This is a genomic window from Pseudomonas rhodesiae, assembly GCF_013285305.1.
GTDB lineage: Bacteria > Pseudomonadota > Gammaproteobacteria > Pseudomonadales > Pseudomonadaceae > Aquipseudomonas > Aquipseudomonas rhodesiae.
Map to the genome: position 1 here is coordinate 5,691,290 of NZ_CP054205.1, position 24,993 is coordinate 5,716,282.

The 24,993-nt window shown below is 61.5% G+C and carries 25 protein-coding genes and 1 other RNA gene; 12 read left to right on the forward strand and 14 right to left on the reverse strand.

Annotation, left to right across the window (positions count from 1 at the left end):
- Positions 1–103 precede the first annotated feature (103 nt).
- Positions 104–1,246, forward strand: coding sequence for a DegT/DnrJ/EryC1/StrS family aminotransferase (locus HRH33_RS25880; protein ID WP_167417011.1), 1,143 nt, complete (start codon positions 104–106; stop codon positions 1,244–1,246).
- A 54-nt stretch (positions 1,247–1,300) separates the two neighbouring features.
- On the opposite strand, the gene gcvH is transcribed toward HRH33_RS25880, so the two are convergent.
- The 9 genes from gcvH to HRH33_RS25925 form a co-directional block, all read right to left on the reverse strand.
- The gene (gene gcvH, locus HRH33_RS25885) at positions 1,301–1,684 is read right to left on the reverse strand and encodes a glycine cleavage system protein GcvH (protein WP_167417010.1); all 384 of its coding nucleotides are present in this window, start codon (positions 1,682–1,684) and stop codon (positions 1,301–1,303) included.
- Positions 1,685–1,735: 51 nt separating this feature from the next.
- On the reverse strand, positions 1,736–2,818 hold the full coding sequence (gcvT, locus tag HRH33_RS25890) for a glycine cleavage system aminomethyltransferase GcvT (RefSeq protein ID WP_167417009.1): 1,083 nt from the start codon (positions 2,816–2,818) through the stop codon (positions 1,736–1,738).
- 155 nt (positions 2,819–2,973) lie between these two features.
- The gene (locus tag HRH33_RS25895) at positions 2,974–4,590 is read right to left on the reverse strand and encodes an ABC transporter permease (RefSeq protein WP_167417008.1); all 1,617 of its coding nucleotides are present in this window, start codon (positions 4,588–4,590) and stop codon (positions 2,974–2,976) included.
- A 163-nt stretch (positions 4,591–4,753) separates the two neighbouring features.
- A complete protein-coding gene (locus HRH33_RS25900; RefSeq protein ID WP_040266898.1) occupies positions 4,754–5,758 on the reverse strand; it encodes an extracellular solute-binding protein in 1,005 nt (334 codons plus the stop codon).
- Positions 5,759–5,863: 105 nt separating this feature from the next.
- Positions 5,864–7,081: a 2-octaprenyl-3-methyl-6-methoxy-1,4-benzoquinol hydroxylase gene (locus tag HRH33_RS25905; RefSeq protein WP_167417045.1), complete on the reverse strand. Its 1,218-nt coding sequence runs from the start codon at positions 7,079–7,081 to the stop codon at positions 5,864–5,866.
- A gap of 9 nt (positions 7,082–7,090) precedes the next feature.
- Positions 7,091–7,576: a DUF4442 domain-containing protein gene (locus HRH33_RS25910; RefSeq protein WP_167417007.1), complete on the reverse strand. Its 486-nt coding sequence runs from the start codon at positions 7,574–7,576 to the stop codon at positions 7,091–7,093.
- On the reverse strand, positions 7,569–8,756 hold the full coding sequence (gene ubiH, locus HRH33_RS25915) for a 2-octaprenyl-6-methoxyphenyl hydroxylase (RefSeq protein ID WP_034139737.1): 1,188 nt from the start codon (positions 8,754–8,756) through the stop codon (positions 7,569–7,571). The genes HRH33_RS25910 and ubiH overlap by 8 nt, the downstream gene beginning before the upstream one ends.
- Positions 8,753–10,075, reverse strand: coding sequence for a Xaa-Pro aminopeptidase (pepP, locus tag HRH33_RS25920; protein WP_034115419.1), 1,323 nt, complete (start codon positions 10,073–10,075; stop codon positions 8,753–8,755). Before pepP ends, ubiH begins: the two co-directional genes overlap by 4 nt.
- Positions 10,076–10,095: 20 nt before the next feature.
- Positions 10,096–10,653, reverse strand: coding sequence for a YecA/YgfB family protein (locus HRH33_RS25925; protein ID WP_167417006.1), 558 nt, complete (start codon positions 10,651–10,653; stop codon positions 10,096–10,098).
- A gap of 137 nt (positions 10,654–10,790) precedes the next feature.
- On the opposite strand from HRH33_RS25925, the gene HRH33_RS25930 reads away from it, so the two are divergent.
- From HRH33_RS25930 to HRH33_RS25945, 4 genes are all read left to right on the forward strand, one after another.
- Entirely contained in the window at positions 10,791–11,000 is a 210-nt protein-coding gene (locus HRH33_RS25930) for a TIGR02449 family protein (RefSeq protein WP_034101384.1), read from the forward strand.
- The gene (locus HRH33_RS25935) at positions 10,997–11,314 is read left to right on the forward strand and encodes a cell division protein ZapA (RefSeq protein ID WP_034101385.1); all 318 of its coding nucleotides are present in this window, start codon (positions 10,997–10,999) and stop codon (positions 11,312–11,314) included. Before HRH33_RS25930 ends, HRH33_RS25935 begins: the two co-directional genes overlap by 4 nt.
- Positions 11,315–11,345: 31 nt before the next feature.
- Positions 11,346–11,524: non-coding RNA, 6S RNA (ssrS, locus tag HRH33_RS25940), on the forward strand.
- A gap of 58 nt (positions 11,525–11,582) precedes the next feature.
- Entirely contained in the window at positions 11,583–12,212 is a 630-nt protein-coding gene (locus tag HRH33_RS25945; protein WP_034101386.1) for a 5-formyltetrahydrofolate cyclo-ligase, read from the forward strand.
- Between the two features lie 7 nt (positions 12,213–12,219).
- On the opposite strand, the gene HRH33_RS25950 is transcribed toward HRH33_RS25945, so the two are convergent.
- A complete protein-coding gene (locus HRH33_RS25950; RefSeq protein ID WP_094064348.1) occupies positions 12,220–12,366 on the reverse strand; it encodes a hypothetical protein in 147 nt (48 codons plus the stop codon).
- Positions 12,367–12,561: 195 nt separating this feature from the next.
- On the opposite strand from HRH33_RS25950, the gene HRH33_RS25955 reads away from it, so the two are divergent.
- From HRH33_RS25955 to HRH33_RS25970, 4 genes are all read left to right on the forward strand, one after another.
- On the forward strand, positions 12,562–13,011 hold the full coding sequence (locus HRH33_RS25955) for an EVE domain-containing protein (protein WP_167417005.1): 450 nt from the start codon (positions 12,562–12,564) through the stop codon (positions 13,009–13,011).
- 139 nt (positions 13,012–13,150) lie between these two features.
- Positions 13,151–14,116: an HlyD family secretion protein gene (locus tag HRH33_RS25960; RefSeq protein ID WP_034101388.1), complete on the forward strand. Its 966-nt coding sequence runs from the start codon at positions 13,151–13,153 to the stop codon at positions 14,114–14,116.
- Positions 14,113–16,830, forward strand: a complete 2,718-nt coding sequence (rbbA, locus tag HRH33_RS25965) for a ribosome-associated ATPase/putative transporter RbbA (protein WP_167417004.1) — start codon at positions 14,113–14,115, stop codon at positions 16,828–16,830. The genes HRH33_RS25960 and rbbA overlap by 4 nt, the downstream gene beginning before the upstream one ends.
- Positions 16,830–17,948 carry an ABC transporter permease gene (locus tag HRH33_RS25970; RefSeq protein ID WP_094064351.1) on the forward strand — a complete coding sequence of 373 codons (1,119 nt, stop codon included), beginning with the start codon at positions 16,830–16,832 and terminating at the stop codon, positions 17,946–17,948. The genes rbbA and HRH33_RS25970 overlap by 1 nt, the downstream gene beginning before the upstream one ends.
- Positions 17,949–17,967: 19 nt before the next feature.
- On the opposite strand, the gene HRH33_RS25975 is transcribed toward HRH33_RS25970, so the two are convergent.
- Entirely contained in the window at positions 17,968–18,384 is a 417-nt protein-coding gene (locus HRH33_RS25975; protein WP_034101391.1) for a flagellar basal body-associated FliL family protein, read from the reverse strand.
- 149 nt (positions 18,385–18,533) lie between these two features.
- Here HRH33_RS25975 and HRH33_RS25980 point away from each other — a divergent pair, with 149 nt between their 5' ends.
- Both HRH33_RS25980 and glpT read left to right on the forward strand, forming a co-directional pair.
- Positions 18,534–19,511 carry an NADPH:quinone oxidoreductase family protein gene (locus HRH33_RS25980; RefSeq protein ID WP_034139743.1) on the forward strand — a complete coding sequence of 326 codons (978 nt, stop codon included), beginning with the start codon at positions 18,534–18,536 and terminating at the stop codon, positions 19,509–19,511.
- 215 nt (positions 19,512–19,726) lie between these two features.
- A complete protein-coding gene (gene glpT / locus HRH33_RS25985; protein WP_034139744.1) occupies positions 19,727–21,064 on the forward strand; it encodes a glycerol-3-phosphate transporter in 1,338 nt (445 codons plus the stop codon).
- On the opposite strand, the gene HRH33_RS25990 is transcribed toward glpT, so the two are convergent.
- Positions 21,061–21,714 (reverse strand): gamma-glutamylcyclotransferase, encoded by a 654-nt coding sequence (locus tag HRH33_RS25990; RefSeq protein WP_034101394.1) that lies wholly within the window; start codon positions 21,712–21,714, stop codon positions 21,061–21,063. The genes glpT and HRH33_RS25990 overlap by 4 nt on opposite strands.
- Before the next feature lie 324 nt (positions 21,715–22,038).
- Between HRH33_RS25990 and HRH33_RS25995 the strand changes: the two genes are divergently transcribed.
- Entirely contained in the window at positions 22,039–22,521 is a 483-nt protein-coding gene (locus HRH33_RS25995; protein WP_167417003.1) for a sn-glycerol-3-phosphate transporter, read from the forward strand.
- Here HRH33_RS25995 and HRH33_RS26000 read toward each other — a convergent pair.
- Both HRH33_RS26000 and ubiD read right to left on the reverse strand, forming a co-directional pair.
- Positions 22,518–23,486 carry a CDP-6-deoxy-delta-3,4-glucoseen reductase gene (locus tag HRH33_RS26000; protein ID WP_034101396.1) on the reverse strand — a complete coding sequence of 323 codons (969 nt, stop codon included), beginning with the start codon at positions 23,484–23,486 and terminating at the stop codon, positions 22,518–22,520. The genes HRH33_RS25995 and HRH33_RS26000 overlap by 4 nt on opposite strands.
- On the reverse strand, positions 23,486–24,952 hold the full coding sequence (ubiD, locus tag HRH33_RS26005) for a 4-hydroxy-3-polyprenylbenzoate decarboxylase (RefSeq protein WP_034101397.1): 1,467 nt from the start codon (positions 24,950–24,952) through the stop codon (positions 23,486–23,488). The genes HRH33_RS26000 and ubiD overlap by 1 nt, the downstream gene beginning before the upstream one ends.
- Positions 24,953–24,993 lie beyond the last annotated feature (41 nt).

Consider the following 24,993-nt stretch of genomic DNA (forward strand, 5'->3'; position numbering starts at 1 on the left):
ATTCATTCACAGGCGACAGGCTATATTCAGTCGAACCGTGCAACCATGCCGGTGCGCACACGCCTCACCACCATCGCCAATCAGAACGGATGCCGTCATCGTCATGAGCCAACAGCCTTTCCTGCCGTTTTCCAAACCCACCATCGATGAAGCCACCATTTCGGCGGTAGGCGACGTATTGCGCTCCGGCTGGATCACCAGTGGGCCGAAGGTGCAGGCGTTCGAGGCGCAACTGTCGGAATATTTTGGCGGCCGTCCGGTGCGCACGTTCAACTCCGGCACCTGCACCATGGAGATTGCCTTGCGCATCGCGGGCATCGGGCCGGGCGATGAAGTCATCACTACACCGATCTCTTGGGTAGCCACCGCCAACGTCATTCTGGAAGTCGGCGCCACACCGGTATTCGCCGATATCGACCCTGTTACCCGTAATATCGACCTGGCCCAAGTGGAAGCCGCGATCACACCACGCACCAAGGCAATCATTCCTGTCTATCTGGCCGGTTTGCCGCTGGACATGCCGATGCTTTATGCACTGGCCAATAAGTACAACTTGCGTATCGTCGAAGATGCCGCCCAGGCGCTGGGCTCCACCTGGGACGGCGAGCGCATCGGCGCCACTGGGGATTTCGTGTCGTTCAGTTTCCAGGCAAACAAGAACATTACCTGCTCCGAGGGCGGCTGCCTGGTGCTGAACAATGCCGATGAGGCGCGGCTGGCCGAAAAGTACCGCCTGCAGGGCGTGACCCGTACCGGCTTCGACGGTCTGGATGTGGATGTACTAGGCGGCAAGTTCAATATGACCGACATTGCTGCCGCCATTGGGCTGGGACAATTCGCTCATATCGAGCAGATCACTGCCCATCGCCAGAATCTTGCGCGTCACTACTTCAACTGTTTTGGCAATGACTTCGAAGAAAAGTACGGGGCGCAACTGCCGCCGGCCGACTTCGAAAACAGCAACTGGCACCTGTTCCAACTCGTGCTGCCGGAACGCCAGGACGGTTTGCCCGCCCGCGCCACATTTATGGAGCGGATGCAGGCCCACGGTGTTGGCATTGGCTATCACTACCCGCCGATCCACCTGCTGAGCCTGTATCGGGCGCAGGGGTTCAAGGAAGGCATGTTCCCGGTGGCGGAAAAGGTCGGGCGTTTGATCGTGTCGTTGCCGATGTTCATGGCGATGACGGAGGCGGATGTGGAGCGCTCGGTGGCGGCGGTAAAGGCCGTCTTGACGGCGAGCTGAACACTCACGGCTCAATGTGGGAAGGAATTGTCGCCCTCCCACATGAGACGTGCGTTATTCGCCGATGGAAGCTTTGTAGCCGGCGGCATCCAGCAATTGGTCCAACTCAGCCGGATTGCTTGGCTTGAGCTTGAAGATCCATGCCGCGTACGGGTCGGAGTTCAGCAGTTCAGGGCTACCGCTCAATTCCTCATTGACGGCAGTCACTTCACCTGCGATCGGGGCGTAGATATCCGAAGCCGCTTTCACCGACTCAACCACCCCAGCCTGGCCGCCGGCCGCGAACGTGGCGCCCACCTCAGCCAACTCAACAAACACCACATCCCCCAACGCTTCCTGGGCGTGATCGGAAATACCGACGGTCACCGTGCCGTCAGCTTCCAAACGGGCCCATTCATGACTCTCGGCAAAACGCAGGTCGGCTGGGATATTGCTCATTGTCTGTGTCCTCAAGAAGAAATGTCAGCGGCCATTGGCCCGCCGGAATAGTTAGATCAAGGTTTTGCCATGACGTACAAAGGTCGGTTTGACCACTCGAACCGGGTACCACTTGCCGCGGATTTCCACTTCGGCCCGGTCGGCGGTTGCCTTCGGTACACGCGCCAGGGCAATGGATTTGCTCAGCGTAGGAGAGAAACTACCACTGGTGATCTCCCCTTCGCCAACATTGGCGATACGAACCACCTGATGAGCGCGTAAAACCCCACGTTCTTCCAGCACCAGCCCCACCAATTTGAACCGCACACCCGCCGCCTGCTCTGCTTCCAGCGCGGCGCGACCGATGAAATTGCGCTCGGCCGGCTCCCAGGCGATGCTCCAAGCCATATTGGCGGCCAGGGGCGAGACGTCTTGGTGGATGTCCTGGCCATAGAGGTTCATACCGGCCTCAAGGCGCAACGTGTCACGAGCGCCCAGGCCGATGGGCGAGATGCCGGCGCCAACAAGGTCGTTGAAGAAACCCGGCGCCTGATCGGCAGGCAGCACAATTTCCAGGCCGTCTTCGCCGGTGTAACCCGTGCGGGCGATAAACCAATCGCCATCGGCCTGGCCTTCGAAAGGCTTGAGTTGATGAATCAAGGCGCCACGCGACTGAGTGACCAGCTCGGCAATTTTATGCCGGGCTTGGGGGCCTTGGATGGCCAGCATCGCCAGTTCCGGCCGTTCACGCAGTTGCGCTTGGTACTCGCCCAGTTGCGCCTGCATCCAGGCCATGTCCTGGTCACGGGTGGCGGCGTTGACCACCAGCCGATAACCGGTTTCGGTGCGGTACACGATCATGTCGTCCACCACACCGCCCCGCTCGTTGAGCATGGCGCTGTACAACGCATGGCCGCAGCCATGCAAACGACCGACATCATTGGCCAGCAGGTGCTGGAGCCATTCCTTGGCCTGGGGGCCTGTGACATCGATCACGGTCATATGAGATACATCGAACACCCCGCAGTCGCGTCGCACCTGATGGTGCTCTTCAACTTGCGAGCCGTAGTGCAAAGGCATATCCCAACCGCCAAAATCGACCATTTTCGCGCCGAGGGCGAGATGCAGGTCATACAGAGGCGTACGCTGTCCCATGGGTTTCTCCTTCCGGGCTTGGCGAAGGTGCGCAGCGTTACCAAGCGTGCTGGAGGCCTTGAACGACAAGGTCTGCATGACGCTCAGCGCGCCGATCCGAAGGATGGACCGCACCGAATGCCGCGCATTGTAGCCGCAAGCCGTAGGACTGGCACCTAACCGATTTGCCGAGCTGAACGACGGATCAGCCCGATGACCGGCAGCAGCCCCACCAACACCAGCGTCAATGCCGGCAGAGAGGCCCGCGCCCACTCGCCCTCACTGGTCATTTCAAACACGCGTACCGCCAGCGTGTCCCAGCCGAACGGGCGCATCAGCAGGGTCGCGGGCATTTCCTTGAGCACATCGACAAACACCAACAACGCCGCGCTCAAGGCGCCGGGAAGCAACAGCGGCAGATACACTTTGCAAAACAGTCGCGGACCACTCACACCCAGGCTGCGCGCAGCCTCCGGCAACGACGGACGGATTCGCGCCAGGCTGTTTTCCAGTGGCCCGAACGCAACCGCCAGGAAGCGCACCAGATACGCAAGCACCAACGCGGCGAGGCTACCGAGCAGCAACGGTCTGCCCGCACCGCCCAGCCAGACAGACAGCGGCACCACCAGTTCGCGGTCCAGATAGCTGAAGGCCAACATGATCGACACCGCCAGCACCGACCCCGGCAAGGCATAGCCCACATTGGCCAGGCTGATCCCGGAACGAATCGCCCGAGTCGGCGACAGACGATTGGCGAAGGCCAGCACCAAGGCCACGCTCACAGTAATCAGCGCCGCGATACCGCCGAGATACAGGGTGTGGACGATCAAGCCGGCGTAGCGCTCATCCAGGTCGAAGCGACCGCGTTGCCAGAACCAAGCCACCAGCTGCAGCAGCGGAATCACAAAGGCGCACGCAAATACCAGCCCGCACCAGGTACTCGCCGCCGCCGCTTTGAACCCTCGCAGGTGATACAGCGCCTTGCTCCGCGGCCGTTCATTGCTGGGGCGGCTGGCACCTCGCGCGCGGCGCTCACCGTAGAGCACCAGCATAACCACCAGCAGCAACAAGCTAGCCAGCTGGGCTGCGCTGGACAGGCTGAAAAATCCGTACCACGTCTTGTAGATGGCGGTGGTGAACGTATCGAAGTTGAACACCGACACGGCGCCAAAATCCGCCAGGGTCTCCATCAGGGCCAGGGCCACACCCGCCCCGATTGCCGGTCGCGCCATGGGCAGCGCCACACGCCAGAACGCCTGCCAGGGCGATTGCCCCAGCACCCGCGCGGCTTCCATCAAGCCCTTGCCCTGGGCCAGGAACGCGGTGCGTGCCAATAGGTAGACATAGGGATAGAACACCAGCACCAACACGATGATCACGCCACTGGTGGAACGCACCCGGGGCAGGCGCAGGCCCGTACCGAACCACTCACGCAGCAGCGTCTGCACCGGACCCGAAAAGTCCAGCAAGCCGACAAAGACAAAAGCCAGCACATAAGCCGGAATGGCGAAAGGCAACATCAATGCCCAGTCGAGCCAGCGCCGTCCGGGAAATTCGCAGAGACTGGTCAGCCAGGCCAGGCTAACCCCCAGCAGCGTCACGCCTACGCCCACACCCAGCACCAACGTGAGGGTATTGCCCAGCAGGCGTGGCATCTGGGTATCCCAGAGGTGAGACCAGATTTGCGCGTCGATGCTTTGCCAGGACAACACCAGCACGCTCAGCGGCAGCAGCACCAGGGCGGCGACGGTAAAGACCGGCAGGTACCAGCGGCGTTGGGCGGGGTGGGCCAAAGGGGGGCTCTCGGTAATGAATATCTTGAAATCACCGCAACCCAATGTGGGAGGGGCTTGCCCCCGATGGCAGAGTGTCAGTCTACTGATCAGTGACTGATCCGCTGCCATCGGGGGCAAGCCCCCTCCCACATTTGGATCTGCGGCGTCCTACAAATTGTACTTAGTTCCAGCCGGCGCGATCCATCAACCGAATGGCTTCTGCCTGACGTTTACCTGCGACTTCCACCGGCAGGGTATCCGCAACGAACTTACCCCAGGTCGCCACTTCGGCCGACGGCGGCACTGCCGGGTTGGCCGGGAACTCCTGGTTCACGTCGGCGAAAATCTTCTGTGCTTCAGGAGTGGTCATCCATTCCACCAGAGCCTTGGCGGCGTCCGGATGTGGCGCGTATTTGGTCAGGCCGATGCCAGACAGGTTCACATGCACGCCTCGGTCGCCCTGGTTGGGCCAGAACAGTTTTACCGGCAGGTCAGGCTTCTGTTTGTGCAGACGGCCGTAGTAGTAGGTGTTGACGATGCCTACATCGCACTGGCCCGCATTGATGGCCTCCAACACGGCGATGTCATCGGAGAACACGTCGGTAGACAGGTTATTGACCCAGCCCTTGATGATTTCTTCGGTCTTGGCCGCGCCGTGGGTTTCGATCAGGGTCGCGGTCAGGGACTGGTTGTAGACCTTTTTCGCCGTGCGCAGGCACAGGCGACCCTCCCACTGCTTGTCTGCCAGGGCTTCGTAGGTGGTCAGATCGCTGGGTTTAACCCGGTCGGTGGAATACGCGATGGTCCGCGCGCGCAGGCTCAAGCCGGTCCAGGCATGAGCCGATGAGCGGTATTGAAGGGGAATGTTCTTGTCGATCACCGGGGAGGTGAACGGTTGCAGGATGCCCATTTGCTCGGCTTGCCAGAGGTTGCCGGCGTCGACGGTGAGCAACAGATCGGCGGTGGCGTTTTCACCCTCGGCCTTGATGCGCTGCATCAGCGGGGCTTCCTTATCGGTAATGAACTTCACCTTCACGCCGGTCTTTTGGGTATAGGCGTCGAACACCGGCTTGATCAGTTCGTCGATGCGCGAGGAGTAGACCACCACCTCATCAGCGGCCTGCGCGGCGCAGGTGCCGACGAGCGTAAGTGCCAGGGCAGTCAGGAGGCGCTTGGGTACCAGCATGGGGGCGGTCTCTCATTTGCAAATAGAGGGCAAATGATAAGGACTCACATTTGGTACCTCAATCAATCGCTCGGCGGAGGCGTTACCAGATGTTGCACGACCCGTTCAGGGCCTGGCCAACTCCGGCAAGTCCCCGCTCAAGCCCAGGGCCTGACGCACGAACAGCGCTTTGGCTTCCGGCATTTGGTCGACCATTTTCAAGCCCGCATTGCGCAACCAGCGCAGCGGCAGTTGGTCGGCCTGGAACAACCGCTCGAATCCCTCCATCGAGGCCATCAGCGCCAGGTTATGCGGCATGCGGCGCCGCTCGTAGCGGCTCAGCACTTTCACATCCGCCAGGCGCTCACCGCGCTCAGTGGCCGCCAGCAGCACTTCGGCCAGCACCGCCGCGTCGAGAAACCCCAGGTTCACGCCCTGCCCCGCCAGCGGATGGATGACGTGGGCGGCATCGCCGATCAGCGCCAGGCCTTCAGCCACGTAGCGTTTGGCATGGCGCTGGCGCAATGGCACGCACACCCGCGGGTCGGCGCTCACCACGCTGCCCAGGCGGCCTTCGAAGGCGCGCTCCAGTTCACGGCAGAAGCTGTCTTCATCCAATGCCATCAAGCGTTCGGCTTCAGTCGGCGTGGTCGACCAGACAATCGAGCACCAATCCTGCTGGCCGTCACGCTCCAGCGGCAAAAACGCCAGGGGGCCAGTATCGGTAAAGCGCTGCCAGGCCGTGCGCTGGTGCGGCTGACTGCTGCGCACGCTGGTGACGATGGCGTGATGCAGGTAATCCCACTCACGGGTCGCGGTGCCGGTAAGGCGGCGCACGGCGGAGTTCGCTCCGTCGGCAGCCACCACCAGCGGCGCCCGCAGCGTGCGGCCATCGGCCAGGGTCAGCAGCCATTCATCGCCGGAGCGCCGCATCTGCTCAAGTCGCGCATTGGCCAAAAGCCCGAGGTCGCAGTCGTGCAGGCGGTCGAGCAAAGCGTCCTGAACCACACGGTTCTCGACGATATGCCCGAGCACCTCGGCGTGCACGCTGGCTGCCGAAAAGTGGATCTGCCCCGTGCCGCTGCCGTCCCACACCTGCATCTGGCCATAGGGGCTGGCGCGGCGCGAGGCGATGCCGTCCCAGGCGCCCAGTTGTTCGAGAATGCGCTGGCTGGCGGCCGACAACGCGCTCACACGGGGTTCGAAGGCCGCGTCGCGGTCGAACGGCTTGACACTCAGCGGGCTGCCATCGAGCAGCAGCACCTGTAGGCCGCTGCCTTGCAACGCCAGCGCCAGGGCGCTTCCGACCATTCCGGCCCCGACAATCAGCACATCTGCGCGCATGTCCATGCTTTAAGCCTGTCTCGCTGGCGGCTTGCGCCGCACGTAAAGGGTTTTGTCGACTCGCGCCACCAGGGTGCCAGAGCCGTCATGAATCTGGACCTTGAGGTGGGGCAAGTATTTATCGCCCCCTTCGGTCTGGCGACGCACCTCGTCGAGCAAGGTTTCGTCGATAAAAAACTCGGCATACACCGGGCCTTTACCCGGCGAGATGAAATCGATGCTGGCCGCTTTGTCCCAGACGATGTAATCGCGCCCCAGGTTCTCCATGAGCATCAGCATGTAGAACGGGTCGACCATCGAATACAGGCTGCCGCCGAATTGCGTTCCCACATAATTGCGGTTGTACCACCCCAGGCCCATGCGCACTTTGACGTGCCGAAAGTCGGCGCTCATGTGCTGCACGCTGATGCCCGCGCCCAGGTACGGCGGGTACAGGGTCATGACCCAGCGCAACAGACGCGCCTTGCCCAGGCGCTCGATCAGCCATTTACGCATCGGGGCGCGTACCCAGGCCCATGGCCTGACGGGCAAACCAGCGCTTGGCCGGCGGTAGAAGATCCAGGCCCAGCAGGCCCACATTGCGGCCCAGCGCCACCAAGGGTTGCGCGCTGCCGAACAAGCGCGTGACCTGGTCGGAGAAGCCCACGGTAAGCTTCTGGTCCATACGTTGGCGGTCACGATAGGCTTGCAGGGTCGCCAGATCGCCTGGCACGGCCGGCCCAGCCAGCAGCGCTTCGGCTAAAGCATGGGCGTCACGCAGGGACAGGTTGAAACCCTGTCCGGCAATCGGGTGCAGGCTGTGGGCGGCGTTGCCGATTATGGCCAGGTGCGAGCGCACTTGTTCTTCGGCTTCCACCAACGTCAGCGGATACAGATGACGCGCGCCAACCTGCTTGAGCGTGCCCAGGCGATAGCCGAACACGCCCTGCAACTCGCTGAGAAAACTGCGCTCGTCAAGGTCGGCCAGGCGCTGGGCGTCCATGCCGACACGGGTCCACACCAGCGCGCAGCGGTTGTCCGGCAACGGCAGCAAAGCCATCGGACCATCATCGGTGAAGCGCTCGAAGGCTTCGCCGTTATGGGCTTCGCTAGGGGTGATATTGGCGATCAGCGCACTCTGGTTGTAGGGCCGGGTTTTCACGCCGACGCCCAGTTGCTCGCGCAAACCGGAACGGCCGCCATCGGCCAGCACGGCCAAGTCGCACTCCAGCTCGGTTTCATCGTCGAGGGTCAGGCGATAGCCATCGGGCAGCGGCACCATGCGGGTAACTTGCGCGGGGCAGCGCCAGCTCACCACGTCGCTGTCCAGGCCTTGCCACAGGCACTGGCCCAGCCAGGCGTTTTCCACCACATAGCCCAAGGCCGGCACGCCCTCTTCCATGGCGGACAAGCGCGCAGTGGAAAAACGCCCACGGTCCGACACATGAATCTGCTTGATCGGCTCGGCGCGGCGGGCAATGGCCTGCCACAGGCCCAGCCGCTGATAGATCTGCCGAGCGCCAAACGACAGCGCCGAGGAGCGCGCGTCGTAGCTGGGCTGGTAACTGTCGCCGGGGGCGAACGGTTCGATCAGCACGATCTTCCAACCGCGCGCCTTGGCACCGGCCTGCAACGCCAGCGCCAGGCTGGCGCCCACCAAGCCGCCGCCGATAATCGCCAGGTTGACCCGGCTCATCGGGCGGCCGCCATCAATGCTTCGATATCGGCGACGGTCTTGGGCACGCCGCCGGTCAGGATTTCACAGCCTTGCTTGGTCACCACCACGTCGTCCTCGATGCGCACGCCAATGCCACGCCATTTCTTTGCTACGTTCTGGTTGTCCGGCGAAATATAAATCCCCGGTTCCACCGTCAGCGCCATGCCGACTTCCAGCACGCGCCACTCACCGCCCACTTTGTACTCGCCCACATCGTGCACATCCATGCCCAGCCAATGGCCGGCGCGGTGCATATAGAAAGCTTTGTACGCTTCGCTGGCGATCAATTCGTCGACATCGCCTTGCAACAACCCCAGTTTCACCAGCCCGGCGGTGATCACCTGCACGGTGGCCTCATGGGCCTGGTTCCAATGCTTGTTGGGGGCGATCTGGGCAAACGCGGCCTCTTGGGAGGCCAGCACGATTTCATAGATCGCCTTCTGCTCCGGCGAAAACCGGCCATTGACCGGCCAGGTGCGGGTGATATCGCTGGCGTAGCAGTCGATTTCACAACCGGCGTCGATCAACACCAGATCGCCGTCCTTGAGCAGTGCGTCATTTTGCTGGTAGTGCAGGATGCAGCTGTTGCGACCAGCAGCGACGATAGACCCATAGGCCGGCATCTTTGCGCCGCCCTTGCGGAACTCGTAGTCCAGCTCGGCTTCCAGGCTGAACTCGTACAAACCGGCGCGGCTGGCCTGCATCGCTCGCACATGGGCGGCACAGGAAATCCGTGCAGCTTCGCGCATCACCTTCAGTTCCGCCGCCGATTTATACAGGCGCATGTCGTGGAGCAAATGATCCAGGGCAACGAATTCGTTCGGGGGCTGGGCACCCAGGTGGGCCTTGGAGCGGATCACGTTGATCCATTCCATCAAATGCCGGTCGAATTCGGCATTGCTGCCCATGGCTGAGTACACGCGGTCGCGGCCCTCAATGAGGCCCGGCAGGATGTCGTCGATATCGGTGATGGGGAAGGCGTCGTCGGCGCCAAAGTCACGGACCGCGCCTTCAGTGCCGGCGCGCAGGCCGTCCCACAGCTCGCGTTCGGCATTGCGCTCGCGGCAAAACAGCACGTACTCGCCATGTTGACGACCGGGCATCAGCACAATGACTGCTTCTGGTTCCGGGAAACCGCTCAGGTATTGGAAGTCGCTGTCCTGGCGGTAAACATGCTCCACATCGCGATTGCGGATAGCTACGGCGGCGGCTGGCAGGATCGCGATGCTGTTGGGTTCCATCTGCGCCATGAGCGCCTTGCGGCGTCGGGTGTATTCCGCTTTGGGGATATGGATCATGGGCAGATGGGCTTCCTTTCTCAGTGCAGCGACGGCTTGGGCGCGGCAGGTTCAGCGGATTTCTTGGTCTCGGTGAACAGCAGCAGCGGCGCGACGCGCAAGTACTCCATGACTTCCATGTAATCGCTTTCGCCGTCCTCGGACTCTTCCAGGGCGTCTTGCACCTGAGAGATGGCGGCCAGGTCCTGCAACACTTCCTTGGCGTCGGTGCTCAGCTCCAGGCCGCCGGCGTTCACGCCGAAACCGTGGAGGAAGCCCTGGCACCATTGGCCCACCGCTGCGGCGCGGTCGGCCAGCGGTGCGTCGTCAGTCGGCAGCAGCAGGACCACGGTGATGTCATCACCGGTCAGTTCGCCCTTGACCATTTCCTGCAGGCCGACCAGCGCATTGCGCACGTTATCTTCGGGCTCTTTTTCCAACAGTTCGGCCACATCGGCCAACCAGTTGTCGGGGTCGAAGCCGACACCGGTGCAACTGCGGCCCAACAGCACGCCGTGCAGTTCGGCCGGGGAGCAAGGGTGGCCGCTGGCGTTCAGCAGAGCGGAGAAAGCGTCGTATGGGGAATTCTTAATGGGCATGATGAGCTAGGCGCCAGGCGGCGCGATGTCTAGAATGAAGCGCTGTATCCTAGCACCGGCAGACGCACCCGACTATCAAGGGCGTCAGATCGTTTATCCTGCAGTTGCCATTCATCAGACAAATCCAGTGGAACCCAATGGAAGACACCGACCTGCAAGCGCTGATGGCCAGACTCGAGCTGCTAATTACTCGGGTCGAGCAACTTAAGAGTCAAAACAGACTCCTATTAGCTCAGGAAAAGACCTGGCGCGAGGAACGCGCTCACCTCATTGAAAAAAACGAAATCGCCCGGCGTAAGGTCGAATCGATGATTTCGCGCCTGAAGGCCCTGGAGCAAGACTCATGAGTTCAAGCAATAGCGTCACCGTGCAGATCCTGGATAAAGAGTATTCGATCATCTGCCCCCAGGAAGAGCGCAACAACCTGGTGAGCGCCGCCCGCTACCTGGATGGCAAGATGCGTGAAATCCGCAGCAGCGGCAAAGTCATCGGCGCCGACCGCATCGCTGTGATGGCTGCGCTGAACATTACCCATGACTTGTTGCACAAGCAGGAACGCCCGGACGTACAGGCCAGCGGCTCGACGCGCGAGCAAGTGCGTGACCTGCTGGAACGCGTGGATCTGGCGCTTGCCAGCGACTCGGATGCACCCAAGGGCTGATTGCCGCGTCTGTTTAAGGTATACTCGCCCTCACTCCCTGGCGTGTTTGCCAGTCGGCGATGTCCCTGAGCCGATTCGCACTACCCTGGAAGTTGCACGTTGGGCTGGTGTGCATGTCCGCTAGACGGAAAGCCTTAAAGCCTACTGCTTCTTCCACCTTGAACTTTCGGGTTCAAGGGCTAAGTCGACAGCGGCTCTGTCGGGGAGCCTGAATTCCCAAACTCAATGCCAGTCTCAGGACTGGCATTGTTTTATGAGCCGAACAGCCATGACCGAAACTGCGCCGCTTTCCCGTCCGCAACTTCGACGCCTGTTGCGCAAGGCCCGCCGCGCCCTCACGCCGAGCGAGCAACGCCAGGCCGCTCAGGGCCTGTACCGGCAGCTGGCACAGCACCCGCTGTTTCGCCGAGCCAAACATATCTCCCTTTACCTGCCCACCGACGGTGAAATCGATCCGAGCCTGCTGCTGCGTGCTGCGCAGCGCCGGGGCAAAGCCACGTATCTGCCGGTGCTTAGCGCTTGGCCGCGCACGAAGATGGTATTCCAGCGTGTGCGCCCCGGGGAAAAGCTGCTGCCCAATCGCTTTCGCATCCTGGAGCCACGGGTGAATATCCGCCGGCAACGCAAGGTGTGGGCGCTGGACCTGGTGCTGATGCCGCTGGTGGGATTCGACGATGAAGGTGGCCGCCTGGGTATGGGTGGGGGTTTCTATGACCGCAGCCTGGCGTACCTCGCACGCCGCCAGCGCTGGCGCAAGCCGACGTTGCTGGGCCTGGCCCATGAATGTCAGAAAGTCGATCGGTTGGCGCAGGCAAGTTGGGATGTGCCGATGGCTGGCACGGTGACGAATAAGCAATGGTATATCGCAGAAGCGTCGCTGGAATCAGCGACGCCTTGAAGTCGTATTAACGCTTGTACTGTTGTTGCACTGGTGACAATTCAACTGGGGCATCGGTCTTGTTCGACCACAGACTTTGCGCATACCCGGTGGTCACGACGCCCAGACCAAACAAAATAACCAATATCCATAGTAAATCCGGTTTACGTTGCATCGATTGCCCCCCTTCAGGCACCTCGTACACGATGACAACAACGTTCCAAAGTAGTCCGTTGCAGCTGAGTCAAGCTTAAAATCCCGGCATTTTGCGTTAACGTGAACCAACACGCAAACCTTGACGCCAACCGACTGTCGGTTTGTGCGGCAATTGCCCGACAACTTGCCCAATGCCTGTTTGAGGAGCCTAAAAATGGCCTATTGGCTGATGAAATCCGAGCCCGACGAACTGTCCGTCAAGGGCCTGGAAAAACTCGGAAAAGCCCGCTGGGATGGCGTGCGTAACTACCAGGCACGTAACTTTCTGCGCGCCATGGCGGTGGGTGACGAATTCTTCTTTTACCATTCCAGCTGCCCCGAACCGGGCATTGCCGGCATCGGCAAAATCATCGAGGCGGCCTATCCAGACCCGACCGCACTGGAGCCCGACAGCCATTACTTCGACGCCAAGGCCAGCCCGGAGAAAAACCCGTGGAGCGCGATCACGGTCGCCCATGTCCAGACCTTCCCCAAGGTGCTGGGCCTGGGTTACCTGAAACAGCAGGCGGCACTCGCCGAACTGCCCCTGGTGCAAAAAGGCAGCCGCCTCTCGGTCATGCCGGTGACCGCCGAGCAATGGGCCGCCGTACTGGCTCTGCGCTAGGCGCCAGAACCCTACAGTCACGCTCGCGACGCATGCGCTTGGGCCGCAATCGCGCTAGGCTTGCGCTTCATTTGACCGGTATCAACGCCCACAGCGGCAATACCGTCAAACTAGGACGCTAACGCCGCAGGATGCTTCCATGTCGACGAACCATCGCACCTCTCAGCTGTTTGCCACGCTCCTGATCGCATTGTTGCTCGCCGCCGGCGGGTTCGGTTACTGGAAATCCACTCAAGACCGCCTGCCCGAAGGCCTGAGCATGGGCAATGGTCGCCTGGAATCCACCGAAGTGCAGATCGCCGCCAAAATTCCCGGTCGCCTGGCCGAAGTGCGGGTGGACGAAGGCGACAAGGTGCTCAAGGGCCAATTGCTGGCGCGCATGGACACCCGCACGCTGGAGGCCCAGCGCGCCCAGGCAGAAGCCGAAGTGTTGCGCGCCAAGGAAAATCTCGCCGCCGCCGAAGCCAATGTGCAATTGCGCCAGAGCGAACAGTTGCTGGCCAACCAGGAACTCAAGCGCACCCAAGAGCTGTACAAGCGCGGCTTCGCCAGCAGCCAACTGATCGATCAGCAACAGGCGCGGCACAACACCGGCAATGCTGCCGTAGTCGCCGCACAGGCCCAGGTCAATTCGGCCAAGGCCGCCATCGGCGCCGCCCAGGCGCAGGTGGCCCAACTCAGCAGCGAAATCGATGACAGCAGCCTGCGCGCCCCCATCGACGGCATCATTCAACTGCGCCTGGCCGAGCCCGGTGAAGTGCTGGGTGCCGGTGGCCGCGTGTTGCTGCTGATCGATCCCGAAGATCAATACATGAACCTATATTTGCCCGCGTCGGTGACCGGTCGCCTGACGGTGGGCAGCGACGCCCGCATCCTGCTCGATGCCCTGCCCCAGCAAGCGCTGCCGGCGAAAATCACCTTTGTCGCGGCCAAGTCGCAGTTCACCCCCAAAGAAGTGGAAACCCGCGATGAGCGGCAAAAACTGGTGTTCCGCGTCAAGCTGCGCCTGACCCAACCCAGCGCCGTGCCCCAAGCCAAACCCGGCATGCCGGGCGCAGGTTACGTGCGCACGGCCGACATAGACTGGCCGGCCAACCTGCAATGACGGGCCTGGCGCTGCACGCCACGGGGATCAACCACCGCTATGGCCAGCAACAGGCGCTGGTCGATATAGCCTTCAGCCTGCCCGCCGGTACGCGTTGCGGGCTGATTGGCCCGGACGGCGCGGGCAAGTCCAACTTGCTGGGCTTGATTGCCGGGGTTAAAAAGCTGCAGGACGGCCAGCTCGACGTACTCGGCGGCTCCATCACCGACCGCCGCCACCGCAACAGCTTGTACCCGCGCATCGCCTTCATGCCCCAGGGACTGGGCGGCAACCTGTACCCCGAGCTGTCCATCTGCGAAAACATTCGCTTCTTCGCCACTCTGTTCGGGTTGTCGAAGGCCGAGTGTGACCAGCGCATGCACAGCCTGCTGCTGGCCACCGACCTTGAACGCTTCGCCGAGCGCCCTGCCGGCAAGCTGTCCGGCGGGATGAAACAAAAGCTCGGCCTGTGCTGCGCGTTGATCCATGAACCAGACCTGCTGATCCTCGACGAGCCCACCACTGGTGTCGACCCGCTGTCGCGCCGACGTTTCTGGGAACTGGTCGAAACGGTGCGCGGCGAACGTCCGCAACTGACGCTGCTGGTCGCCACCGCCTACATGGAAGAAGCCGAGCAGTTCGAACACTGCCTGATGCTTGATCGCGGCACGCTGATCGCCAATGGCTTGAGCCGTGAACTGGCCGCCGCCACTCCCAGCGGAAAATTGGATGAAGCATTCACCCACTTTCAGGGCGACGGCGCTCACGACAAACCGCCGCTGGTGATTCCACCGAGGGAAAGCACCAGCGCCGACATCGCCATCGAGGCCCACGACTTGACCCTGCGCTTTGGCGACTTCACTGCGGTCAACAAGGTCAGCTTCGCGATTGGCCGAGGGGAAATCTTCGGTTTCCTCGGTTCCAACGGCTGCGGCAAGACCACCACCATGAAGGTCCTCACCGGGCTGATGCCCGCCACTGAAGGCAGCGCGAAACTGTTGGGCAAGACGGTGGACGCCAAAGACCTGGCCACCCGCAAGCGCGTGGGGTTCATGTCCCAAAGTTTTTCCCTGTATGGCGAACTCAGCGTGCGCCAGAACCTGGCGCTGCACGCCCAACTGTTCGACTTGCCCAAGGCCGACAGCGGCCCGCGCATCGACGAACTGATCCAACGCTTCGAGTTGGGCGACGTGGCCGGGCAACCGTCGGGGGAGTTACCCCTGGGCCTGCGTCAGCGCCTGTCCCTGGCGGTCGCGGTGCTGCATCGCCCGGAAGTGCTGATCCTCGATGAGCCGACCTCCGGCGTCGACCCGGCCGCCCGGGATGATTTCTGGCGGTTGCTGATCGAGCTGTCCCGCGAGCAAGGGGTGACGATATTTCTGTCCACCCACTTCATGAACGAGGCCCAGCGCTGCGACCGCATCTCACTGATGCACGCAGGTAAAGTGCTGGCCTGCGACACGCCGCACGCGCTGCAACAACAATTCAAGGGCGAGACCCTGGAAGCCGCGTTCGTCACCTGCCTGGAGCAGGCTCAAGGCGAAGCCGAACCCGCCGCGCCGAGCCAAACCGCCAGCGAAGCCAGCGCACCGCCGCAGAGCAAGCGCGGCTTCAGCCTGGCGCGCCTGTTGGCGGTGGCCAGCCGTGAAGGCAAAGAGCTGTTGCGCGACAAAGTGCGCATGGCCTTCGCGCTGCTCGGGGCGATGTTCATGATGGTGATCTTTGGCTACGGCATTTCCCTGGATGTGGAAAACCTGGCGTTCGCCGTTTATGACCAGGACCAGACCCCGCAAAGTCGCGCCTACTTGGAAGCGTTTCGCAGCTCGCGCTATTTCGCCGAACGACCGCCCATTCAAGATGCGAACGAACTGCACCGGCGCCTGCAACGCTCGGAAATCAAACTGGCATTGGAAATCCCACCGGGCTTTGGCCGCGACCTGTACGCCGGGCGCCAACCCACGGTGGCCGCATGGCTCGACGGCGGCATGCCGTTCCGCGCGGAAACCAGCCGTAACTATGTCGAAGCCGTACACCTGGGCAACCTCCAGCAATTGGCCGAGCTGAGCAGCCTGCCGCGCGGCAGCCAGGGCGCCGCCAAACTCGAAACCCGCTTTCGCTACAACCAAGACGTGGTCAGCGTGAACGCCATCGGCCCTGGGGTGATGGCACTGATCCTGGCGTTTATCCCGGCCATGCTTACCGCGTTGGGCATCGTGCGGGAAAAAGAGCTGGGCTCGATCACTAATTTTTACGCAACACCCCTGACGCGCCTGGAGTTTCTGCTGGGCAAACAGGCGCCATACCTGGTGGTGAGTCTGGTCAACCTGGCCGTGCTGGTGGCCATGAACCGCTGGCTGTTTGGCGTGCCGTTCAAGGGCAGCGGCCTGACGCTGGCGTTCGGTGGGCTGCTGTATGTGCTGGCCACCACCAGCATGGGCCTGCTGATTTCTGCATTCACACGCACCCAGATCGCGGCGATCCTCGGCACGATGATCATCACCAGCCTGCCGACCATCCAGTTCTCCGGGCTGATCGTGCCGCGCTCATCCCTGGAAGGCGCCGCGGCGCTGATGGGCATGCTGTTTCCGGCCGGGCACTTTTTGGATATCGCGGTGGGCACCTTTACCAAGGCTCTGGATCTGCGCCAGCTGTGGCCGCAATGCCTGGCGCTGTTCGGGTTCTTTGTCGGGTTCACCGGGTTGAGCCTGGTCATGCTCAAGAAGCAGGAGGTCTGATGCATAAGTTCGCGCACATCCTGCGCTTGGGCCTGAAAGAACTCACCAGCCTGCGCCACGACAGCGTACTGCTGCTGTTTCTGTTCTACGCGTTCACCGTGGCCATCTATATGCCCGCCGCCGGCTCAGTGATCGGTGTGCATAACGCCAGCGTGGCGCTGGTGGATGAAGACCACAGCGCCCTGTCCCGACAACTGGGCGAAGCGCTGCAACCGCCGGAGTTCCAGACGCCAGTGCCGTTGCCTTACAACCTGTTGGACAAGGCCATGGACAGCGGCGAGTACACGTTCGTGATCAATGTGCCGGCCAATTTCCAAGCCGACTTGCTGGCCGGGCGCCAACCCAGCGTGCAGGTCAACGTGGATGCAACGGCCATGAGCCAGGCATTCATGGGTGCCGGTTACATTGGCAGGATTTTCCAGCGCGAATTGTTGAGCTACAGCGGCCAGGCCGATGCCGCCGCACAGACACCGGCGCTGCTGACCACCCGCTCGCTGTTCAACACCAACCTGGAAGGCGGCTGGTTTTTGGCGGTGATCCAGATCGTCAACAACATCACCATCCTGGCCATCGTGCTGACCGGCACCGCCCTGCTGCGCGAACGCGAACACGGCACGCTCGACCATTTGCTGGTGCTGCCCCTGACGGCGCTGGAAATCATGCTGGCAAAAATCTGGAGCAACATGCTGGTAGTGGTGCTGTGCACGTGGGTGTCATTGGAAGTGGTGGTCAAAGGCTTGCTGGGTGTGCCGCTGGCCGGCTCATTGGGGTTGTTTCTGTTTGTGACGGCGTTGTACCTGTTCGCCAGTACGGCGCTGGGGATTTTCCTCGCCACCCTCGCCCGCTCGACCCCGCAATTCGGGCTGCTGGCGATTCCGGTGATCATCCCGATGCTGTTGCTATCAGGCGGCAGCACGCCTTTGGACAGCATGCCGGAGTGGCTGCAATGGGTGATGCAGGGCTCGCCGTCGACGCATTTTGTGAGTTTGAGCGCGGCGATTCTATTCCGCGATGCGGGGGTAAGCGTGGTATGGCCGGATTTGCTGGCGCTGGCGGGAATCGGCCTGCTGTTTTTCGCCGTGGCGCTGGCGCGGTTCAGGAAGAGCCTGGCGTCCTGAGACCGCGCACCTGGCGCGCTTACTGGATGATCAAGTTGTTGAACAACAGGTCTTCGACCATGGGCTTGCCGGTCTCGTCGTTCATCACTTGCTGGGTTTGCTTCAGGGCTTCCTGGCGCAGTTTTTCCTTGCCCTCCACGGTGCTCATCGCCTCGTTGGTCTGCTGGGTGAACAACGCCACCAGTTGATTGCGGATCAACGCGTCGTTGGCTTTAACGGCGGCGGCGGCTTCGGTGCCGGTCACGCGCAGGGCGATGTCGGCCTTGAACACCTTGAGTTTCGCCGTGCCATCCAGGCCGTAATTACCCACGAACGGCGGGCTCAAGCTGATATAGCTGACTTTCGGCGCCTCGCCCTCTTTGCCTTCCTTGGCTTCTTCGGCCTGTACCGCCATCGGCAGGATCAGGGCCAGCATCAACAGAATCCGCGCTTTCACAATTCATTCCTCACATTCGGTGCCCGGTAGCATAACGCTAGCAAGGCTGAGCACAAGCTTATGGCGACTTATCAGGCCGGGGCATGCTTGTTGACCCTGGGGCCTGCCCTCCTACACTTATCGGCCACGACGCCAAAAGGAATAGTCCGATGAAAGCTGTGCTGTGCAAAGCCTTCGGCCCCGCCGAAACCCTGGTGCTGGAAGATGTCGCCAGCCCGGCGATCAAGAAAAACGAAATCCTGCTGGACGTGCATGCCGCCGGGGTCAACTTCCCGGACACGCTGATTATCGAGGGCAAATACCAGTTCAAACCGCCCTTTCCGTTCTCGCCGGGTGGTGAAGCCGCAGGGGTGGTCAGCGAAGTGGGGGAGAAAGTCAGTCACTTGAAGGTCGGCGATCGGGTCATGGCCTTGACCGGCTGGGGCAGCTTTGCCGAACAGGTCGCAGTGCCCGGCTATAACGTGCTGCCGATCCCTGCCAGCATGGATTTCAACACCGCCGCCGCGTTCAGCATGACCTACGGCACCTCAATGCACGCGCTCAAACAACGGGCCCACCTGCAACCCGGCGAAACCCTGCTGGTGCTCGGTGCCTCCGGTGGCGTGGGCCTGGCCGCGGTGGAAATCGGCAAAGCCATGGGCGCCCGGGTGATTGCTGCCGCCAGCAGCGCCGACAAGCTCGCAATCGCCAAGGCTGCGGGCGCCGACGAATTGATCAATTACAGCGAAGCCAGCCTGAAGGATGAGATCAAGCGCCTCACCGACGGCAATGGCGCGGATGTGATCTACGACCCAGTGGGCGGCGACCTGTTTGACCAGGCTATTCGCGCGATTGCCTGGAACGGCCGCCTGCTGGTGGTGGGGTTTGCCAGCGGGCGCATTCCCGAGCTGCCGGTGAACCTGGCGCTGCTTAAAGGCGCGGCGGTGGTCGGCGTGTTCTGGGGCTCCTTCGCTCAGCGCCAGCCGCAGGATAACGCGGCGAATTTCCAGCAATTGTTTGGCTGGTATGCCGAGGGCAAGCTCAAGCCGCTGGTGTCGCAGGTGTATCCGCTGGAACAGGCGGCCCAGGCTATCAACGATCTTGGGCAGCGCAAGGCTGTCGGGAAGGTCGTCGTCCAGACCCGCTGATCGCCATCTGAATGTGAGTAATGTGGGAGGGGCAATCCCCCCACATTCCTAGAAAAGCCTAAAACGACATAAACCTGCCTATTTGCGGCATGTTCATAAAAGAACATGCAGTTACGCCGTTTTCCTGTGTTTGACCTCAAGAGGCGATGCTATTTTCGGTAACGAAACTGTAACATTCGCATCCGCAGTCAAAACAAGAAATCTGGAGCTCTTGAATGTTTGCTTTCTTTCGTCCTGCCGCGCACCAGGCGCCCCTGCCTGAAGAAAAAATCGACAGTACCTACCGACGTCTACGCTGGCAGATCTTCGCTGGCATTTTCTTCGGTTATGCCGGGTACTACCTGCTGCGCAAAAACTTCTCCCTGGCCATGCCTTACCTGATCGAAGACGGTTACAGCCGCGGCGAACTGGGCTTGGCGATGTCGGCTATCGCGATTGCCTACGGCCTGTCCAAGTTTCTGATGGGCCTGGTGTCCGACCGTTCCAACCCGCGCTACTTTTTGCCCTTTGGCCTGTTGGTCTCGGCGGGCGTGATGTTCATTTTCGGTTTCGCGCCTTGGGCGACGTCCAGCGTGACCATGATGTTCATATTGCTGTTCATCAACGGCTGGGCCCAGGGCATGGGTTGGCCGCCGAGCGGGCGCACCATGGTGCATTGGTGGTCACAGAAAGAACGCGGCGGCGTGGTGTCGGTGTGGAACGTGGCGCACAACGTCGGCGGCGGCCTGATCGGCCCGCTGTTCTTGCTGGGCATGGCCTGGTTCAACGATTGGCACGCGGCATTCTACGTGCCTGCCACGGTGGCCTTGGCAGTGGCGGCGTTTGCGTTCATCACGATGCGTGACACCCCACAATCGGTTGGCCTGCCGCCTATCGAGCAATACAAGAACGACTATCCCGAAGGCTACAACGCCAGCCACGAAGACGAATTCAGCGCCAAGGAAATCTTCGTCAAATATGTGCTGCGCAACAAAATGCTCTGGTACATCGCCTTCGCCAACGTATTCGTCTACCTGCTGCGCTATGGCGTACTGGACTGGGCACCGACTTATCTCAAGGAAGCCAAACACTTCACGGTGGATAAATCCTCGTGGGCTTACTTCTTCTATGAGTGGGCGGGTATCCCGGGCACGCTGCTGTGCGGCTGGATGTCGGACAAAATCTTCCGTGGCAACCGTGGCCTGACCGGCATTGTGTTCATGGGCCTGGTGACCGTGGCGACGCTGGTGTACTGGCTCAACCCGCCGGGCAATCCGACGGTGGACATGATTGCGCTGGTCTCGATCGGCTTCCTGATCTATGGCCCGGTAATGCTGATCGGCCTGCAGGCGCTGGAGCTGGCACCGAAGAAAGCCGCCGGCACCGCCGCGGGTTTCACGGGTCTGTTCGGTTACCTGGGCGGCTCGGTGGCGGCAAGTGCGGCCATGGGCTACACCGTTGACCATTTCGGCTGGGACGGCGGCTTCGTGCTGCTGATCGGCGCGTGCCTGCTGGCCATCGCATTCCTGATACCGACCCTGTGGCACACCAACAGTGTCAGCTCGGCCCGTTAAGCGCCTGAGCATCCTTTTGCACACCGCTTGAGCCGCGCCTCCAGGTTTTTATCTGGCATGGCGTGGCTGCGCAGGGCGTTGACGGTCTGCTCGACATAATCGCGGGTCGTACCGTAACGCCCACTCGCGCTTTGCAGCACATGGTTGAGCACGATATCAGGCAAGTTGCCGGCGTAGCTGGGCAAATGCCGCTCCAACACAAACCCCAGCGCTTGCACCTGCGTGCCATCCTCCAACCGACAACTGAGCCAGTGCGGCCGGTACGAGGGATAGGGCATCTCGCGCTGCCACAAGGCATACAGCGAGGCTTCCAGTTGATCTTCCGGCAAGCGATAAGCAAACCCGCTGCATGACCCACCGCGATCCAAACCGAATACCAACCCTGGCAATTCCGGCGTACCACGGTGCTCGTGGGACCACAAATACAGGCCACGGTGATATCCGTGGACCCGGGCCCGTACCCGCTCGGTCGACGAGCATTCCGGCCGCCAAATCAATGAACCATACGCAAATAGCCAGACCGGCCCACCCTTATGCCGGGCCATGGTGGCCTGCATGGAGCTCATCAACTGTTCGTGGGTAAGTTGCGGTCCCAGATCGAGCCGCGGAGGGTAAGCCAACTGCAGAAGATCGGTTTCAATGGCGGTCATGGCGAAAAGCGGTGCGCCTCCTGTGTAACCAGCTGTAAGCGACTTTAGCGCAATAAAACGCGCCGCAGGAACCGTTTAGGCCAAAAGTATGGGGTGTGCTGAACCTGCGGCCTTGGGGATATAGCTTAGGGATATCCACCGGGGACAATAAATACCGGAAGTGAATAAGCAGAGATATAAGGCCAACGGCCATTCGTCAGGATTGAAACCCATAATCCCGCTACTTTCAGCCCCGGTTCAGCCTGGGGCACGTTCCTGCCGTCAAAATGATGTGCCGATCACGACCCACTAGCCGCCGCCCCCACCGACTACCGAGGTCGCCCCATGAAAAAATTTCGACTGCCAGGACTGTTGTTTCTGGCCCAGGCCACCACCGCACTGGCCGCCGAAGCGCCGCCTGGCGAAGACGACAAAGGTTTCTGGTATGCGCAGACCAGCGTCTACACCCGGCATTTCTCCCCCGACCCAGACCACAATAACCATCAGGACCTGATCGGCCTTGAACGCAATGAAGCCTCAGGCTGGGTGTATGGCGGGGCGACCTTCCGCAACTCGTTCAGCCAGCGTTCGTACTACGTCTATGGGGGCAAACGCTATGACATGGCGGATTACCCGGTGTACGTAAAACTGACCGGCGGCGCGCTTCAGGGCTATCGCGGCAAGTACCGCGACAAGATCCCACTGAACGGCCTCGGCGTGGCGCCGGTGATCATTCCATCGGTGGGCACCCATTACGGGCCGGTGGCGGCGGAGCTGGTGCTGTTGGGCTTCAACGCGGCGATGCTCACCGCGGGCGTGCGCTTCTAGGGTCGGGGGGCGTAGGCAAATACGTCAGCGCGCATCTGATGCGCGTCCATGCCGGCTTCGACCAGCGCATCCAACGTGCCATAGATCATCGCCGGTGAACCGCTGGCATAGACATGCACGGCCTTCAGGTCGCGGATGTCTTCGCACACCGCTTCATGCAATAGCCCACAGCGCCCTTCCCAACCGCACAGGTCGCTGACGACCTTGTGCAGAAACAGGTTGGGCAGTTGCTGCCATTGCGTCCAATGCTCGATTTCGTAGAAGTCTTCCGGGCGGCGCACGCCCCAGTACAGGTGTACCGGGTGCTTGAAACCGGAAGCGCGGCAATGCTCGATCAGGCTGTGCATCTGCGCCATACCGGTGCCTGCGGCGATCAGCACCAGCGGGCCGTCGGGCAGCTCGGCCAGGTGAGTGTCGCCAAACGGCAGTTCCACACGCGCTATCTGATCACGCTGCAGTTGGGCCAGCAGGTTGCGTGCGCTGTCTTCACGGGCAAGTACATGCAGTTCCAGCTCACGCCCAGAATGGGGTGCCGAGGCCAGGGAAAACGCCGACTTCTCCCCGTTATCCCGTTCGATCATCAGGTATTGCCCGGCGTGGTAACGCACCGCCTTGCCGGCAGGCGCGCGCAGGCGCACTCGCCACACATCGCCACCCACGTCGACGCACTCGCTCAATTGGCACGCCAACTTGCGCAGCGGCAGCTCGCCGGGGGCCAGCACGCCGTCCCACAACACAACGCAGTCTTCCAGTGGCTCGGCGATGCAGGTGAAGAATTCACCGTGGTCACGCACTTCACCGGCTTGCTGCACGCGGCCTTCCACCAGCAGCGCGGCGCACACATGGCATACACCGTTGCGGCAGGCCTGGGGGCATTCATAACCCAGGCGACGGGCGCCTTCGAGAATCCGCTCGCCAGGGACCAGTTCCAGTACAGCACCGGAAGGTTGCAGGGTTACACGCATCAATCTATTCCCAATTCTTTCCAGATCGCATCGACACGCGCGGTCACGGCTGCATCCTTGACGATCACCCGGCCCCATTCGCGGGTGGTTTCACCCGGCCATTTATGGGTGGCATCCAGGCCCATCTTCGAGCCCAGGCCCGACACCGGCGACGCAAAGTCGAGGTAGTCGATTGGCGTGTTATCGATCATCACCGTATCGCGCTTGGGGTCCATGCGCGTGGTGATGGCCCAGATCACGTCGTTCCAGTCACGGGCGTTGATGTCGTCGTCGGTGACAATAACGAACTTGGTGTACATGAACTGTCGCAAAAACGACCACACACCCAGCATGACCCGCTTGGCATGGCCTGGGTACGACTTCTTCATAGTGACCACGGCCATGCGGTACGAGCAGCCTTCCGGCGGCAGGTAGAAATCGGTGATTTCCGGAAATTGCTTCTGCAGAATCGGCACGAACACTTCGTTGAGGGCCACGCCGAGGATGGCCGGCTCATCCGGCGGACGGCCGGTGTAGGTGCTGTGGTAGATCGGCTTGATCCGATGAGTGATGCGTTCGACCGTGAACACCGGGAAGCTGTCGACTTCGTTGTAATAACCGGTGTGGTCGCCATAGGGGCCTTCATCGGCCATCTCGCCGGGGTGAATCACACCTTCCAGGATGATTTCCGCGGTGGCCGGCACTTGCAGGTCGTTGCCACGGCACTTGACCAGTTCGGTGCGGTTGCCACGCAACAGTCCCGCGAAGGCGTATTCGGAAAGGCTATCCGGCACCGGCGTTACGGCACCGAGGATGGTGGCCGGGTCGGCGCCCAAGGCCACGGAGACCGGGAACGGCTGGCCGGGGTGTTTTTCACACCACTCACGGAAGTCCAGAGCGCCGCCACGGTGGCTCAGCCAACGCATGATCACTTTGTTACGGCCGATCACTTGCTGGCGATAGATGCCCAGGTTCTGGCGATCCTTGTTCGGGCCCTTGGTGACGGTCAGGCCCCAGGTGATCAACGGGCCGACGTCGCCGGGCCAGCAGGTCTGCACCGGGAGCATGCCCAGGTCGACGTCATCGCCTTCGATGACCACTTCCTGGCACACGGCGTCCTTGACCACTTTGGGCGCCATCGCAATGATCTTGCGGAAAATCGGCAGCTTGGACCAGGCATCCTTCAAGCCTTTGGGCGGCTCGGGCTCCTTGAGGAACGCCAGCAGCTTGCCGATTTCACGCAACTCGCTGACCGACTCGGCACCCATGCCGAACGCGACGCGCTCGGGCGTGCCGAACAGGTTGCCCAACACCGGGATATCGAAGCCGGTCGGCTTTTCGAACAGCAGCGCCGGGCCCTTGTTACGCAGGGTGCGGTCGCAAATCTCAGTCATTTCCAGCACCGGGGAAATCGGCATCTGGATACGTTTCAACTCTCCGCGCTGCTCAAGTTGCTGCACGAAATCCCGAAGATCCTTGAATTTCATTAACCATGCCACCCGTAAAATAGGCGTACATCCTACCTGCT

What these genes read in the sequence shown, in the direction of transcription:
- rbbA (WP_167417004.1), top strand. Translation starts at nt 14,113, where the DNA reads ATGACGGGCCTGGCGCTGCACGCCACGGGGATCAACCACCGCTATGGC.
- HRH33_RS25990 (WP_034101394.1), bottom strand. Translation starts at nt 21,714, where the DNA reads ATGACCGCCATTGAAACCGATCTTCTGCAGTTGGCTTACCCTCCGCGG.
- HRH33_RS25905 (WP_167417045.1), bottom strand. Translation starts at nt 7,081, where the DNA reads ATGCGCGCAGATGTGCTGATTGTCGGGGCCGGAATGGTCGGAAGCGCC.
- ubiD (WP_034101397.1), bottom strand. Translation starts at nt 24,952, where the DNA reads ATGAAATTCAAGGATCTTCGGGATTTCGTGCAGCAACTTGAGCAGCGC.
- gcvT (WP_167417009.1), bottom strand. Translation starts at nt 2,818, where the DNA reads ATGGGACAGCGTACGCCTCTGTATGACCTGCATCTCGCCCTCGGCGCG.
- glpT (WP_034139744.1), top strand. Translation starts at nt 19,727, where the DNA reads ATGTTTGCTTTCTTTCGTCCTGCCGCGCACCAGGCGCCCCTGCCTGAA.
- pepP (WP_034115419.1), bottom strand. Translation starts at nt 10,075, where the DNA reads ATGATCCATATCCCCAAAGCGGAATACACCCGACGCCGCAAGGCGCTC.
- HRH33_RS25960 (WP_034101388.1), top strand. Translation starts at nt 13,151, where the DNA reads ATGTCGACGAACCATCGCACCTCTCAGCTGTTTGCCACGCTCCTGATC.
- HRH33_RS25910 (WP_167417007.1), bottom strand. Translation starts at nt 7,576, where the DNA reads ATGCGTAAATGGCTGATCGAGCGCCTGGGCAAGGCGCGTCTGTTGCGC.
- HRH33_RS25995 (WP_167417003.1), top strand. Translation starts at nt 22,039, where the DNA reads ATGAAAAAATTTCGACTGCCAGGACTGTTGTTTCTGGCCCAGGCCACC.
- ubiH (WP_034139737.1), bottom strand. Translation starts at nt 8,756, where the DNA reads ATGAGCCGGGTCAACCTGGCGATTATCGGCGGCGGCTTGGTGGGCGCC.
- HRH33_RS25980 (WP_034139743.1), top strand. Translation starts at nt 18,534, where the DNA reads ATGAAAGCTGTGCTGTGCAAAGCCTTCGGCCCCGCCGAAACCCTGGTG.
- HRH33_RS25880 (WP_167417011.1), top strand. Translation starts at nt 104, where the DNA reads ATGAGCCAACAGCCTTTCCTGCCGTTTTCCAAACCCACCATCGATGAA.
- HRH33_RS25945 (WP_034101386.1), top strand. Translation starts at nt 11,583, where the DNA reads ATGACCGAAACTGCGCCGCTTTCCCGTCCGCAACTTCGACGCCTGTTG.
- HRH33_RS25950 (WP_094064348.1), bottom strand. Translation starts at nt 12,366, where the DNA reads ATGCAACGTAAACCGGATTTACTATGGATATTGGTTATTTTGTTTGGT.
- HRH33_RS25935 (WP_034101385.1), top strand. Translation starts at nt 10,997, where the DNA reads ATGAGTTCAAGCAATAGCGTCACCGTGCAGATCCTGGATAAAGAGTAT.
- HRH33_RS25930 (WP_034101384.1), top strand. Translation starts at nt 10,791, where the DNA reads ATGGAAGACACCGACCTGCAAGCGCTGATGGCCAGACTCGAGCTGCTA.
- HRH33_RS25900 (WP_040266898.1), bottom strand. Translation starts at nt 5,758, where the DNA reads ATGCTGGTACCCAAGCGCCTCCTGACTGCCCTGGCACTTACGCTCGTC.
- gcvH (WP_167417010.1), bottom strand. Translation starts at nt 1,684, where the DNA reads ATGAGCAATATCCCAGCCGACCTGCGTTTTGCCGAGAGTCATGAATGG.
- HRH33_RS26000 (WP_034101396.1), bottom strand. Translation starts at nt 23,486, where the DNA reads ATGCGTGTAACCCTGCAACCTTCCGGTGCTGTACTGGAACTGGTCCCT.
- HRH33_RS25970 (WP_094064351.1), top strand. Translation starts at nt 16,830, where the DNA reads ATGCATAAGTTCGCGCACATCCTGCGCTTGGGCCTGAAAGAACTCACC.
- HRH33_RS25925 (WP_167417006.1), bottom strand. Translation starts at nt 10,653, where the DNA reads ATGCCCATTAAGAATTCCCCATACGACGCTTTCTCCGCTCTGCTGAAC.
- HRH33_RS25955 (WP_167417005.1), top strand. Translation starts at nt 12,562, where the DNA reads ATGGCCTATTGGCTGATGAAATCCGAGCCCGACGAACTGTCCGTCAAG.